This window comes from Cytobacillus oceanisediminis (assembly GCF_004366035.1).
In the GTDB taxonomy this organism is placed as follows: domain Bacteria; phylum Bacillota; class Bacilli; order Bacillales; family Cytobacillaceae; genus Cytobacillus; species Cytobacillus oceanisediminis_C.
The window spans coordinates 1-1,295 of sequence record NZ_SOEE01000057.1 but is presented as its reverse complement, the minus strand read 5'-3'; the positions used below and the strand labels follow the sequence as shown (position 1 = coordinate 1,295).

2 protein-coding genes are annotated in these 1,295 nt (G+C 33.4%); one reads left to right on the top strand and one right to left on the bottom strand.

Annotation, left to right across the window (positions count from 1 at the left end):
- Window positions 1-17 precede the first annotated feature (17 nt).
- Complete coding sequence (locus DFO72_RS29105; RefSeq protein WP_113885943.1) at window positions 18-671, bottom strand: FMN-dependent NADH-azoreductase; 654 nt, start codon at window positions 669-671, stop codon at window positions 18-20.
- A 202-nt stretch (window positions 672-873) separates the two neighbouring features.
- Here DFO72_RS29105 and DFO72_RS29100 point away from each other — a divergent pair.
- Window positions 874-1,295, top strand: a 422-nt coding sequence (locus DFO72_RS29100; RefSeq protein ID WP_134177364.1) for an Rrf2 family transcriptional regulator, incomplete at its 3' end; no start/stop codon positions are given.

Sequence of the window (1,295 nt, the reverse complement as noted above, 5' to 3'; positions counted from 1 at the left end):
CTTCTCCATTCACATCATTATTTTAAGTGCCTCTGGTGCGCTAATCTTGAAGCAGCATCTTCAGCTTCTTTATATGCTTTTTGTAATACTTCATTTGGCTCCAATAAAGCAGTTCCTTGCGCCCGAATGACTTGGTAATCTTCAATACCAATGAAATTAAACATTGACTTCAGATATTTTTGAGAGTAATCAACTTCTGTATACCAATCTTCATTTGTATAGATAGATCCACTTGCTTGTATGATAAGCATTCTTCGTCCGTCTTTAAGCAGTCCCACAGACCCATTTTCAGTATATTTAAAAGTTTCACGAGCGATCATGATATTGTCCATATAATCTTTTAATTTTGATGGAATATTAAAATTATGCAAAGGTAAAACGATGACATACGTATCTGCGCTTTTAAATTGTTTTAAAATCTCAGACATACGCTCCGTTACTTTTTGTTCTTGGCTAGTTAGTTCTTGTCCTTTTCCTTGTTTTTCCCATGCACTTAAAACCGTTTTATCTATCATCGGCACTATATCACTGTACAGATTAATCTGTTCAATTGCTTCGCTATCCGGAATTAATTCCTTATAAGCTTTCAAAAAGTGGTTAAAAACCTGCAAACTATATGAAGATGTATCATCTACTTTTGGATGTGCGTTAATGATAAGTGTTTTGTTCATTTGTATTTCTCCTTTAAGATGAATTTTGGACAACAATTAAAGATTGATTTAATCGTCGATTAACATGATCTATAATAGGTTATATAATTATTTTTGTCAAAAGAAAAAAATTCACCAGTAGAGATTTCTTTTATTTGACTAGAACTCTGAATACTTCTAAGATACAATTTGATAATCCTTAATTAAAAGAAGGTGAGTTTACATGCAATATAGCGTCGGTGTTGAATATGCTTTACATTGTCTTGTTTATTTAATTGATGTGCCTCCCAATGAAAGTATTGGGATAAAGGATTTGGCAGAATTTCAAGGACTATCTGAGACATATCTTTCAAAAGTTTTCGGTAAATTATCTAAGGCTGGGATTGTAAGTTCTGTCCCTGGTGTAAAAGGGGGATATAGGTTATTTAAGTCCCCAGAAGATATTTCCTTCTGGGATGTTGTTGAAGCAGTTGAAGGTCCTAAGCCTATTTTTCAATGTAAAAATATTAAAGACAATGGCTATTTGTATAGAGAAAACTGTTGTACAGCCCCGTCCTCTTGCACCATCAATTTAGTTATGCTCTCTGCGGAAGAAAAAATGCGTGATTTCTTGCGTGGTAAAAATCTTTCATGGTTAAATGAAGA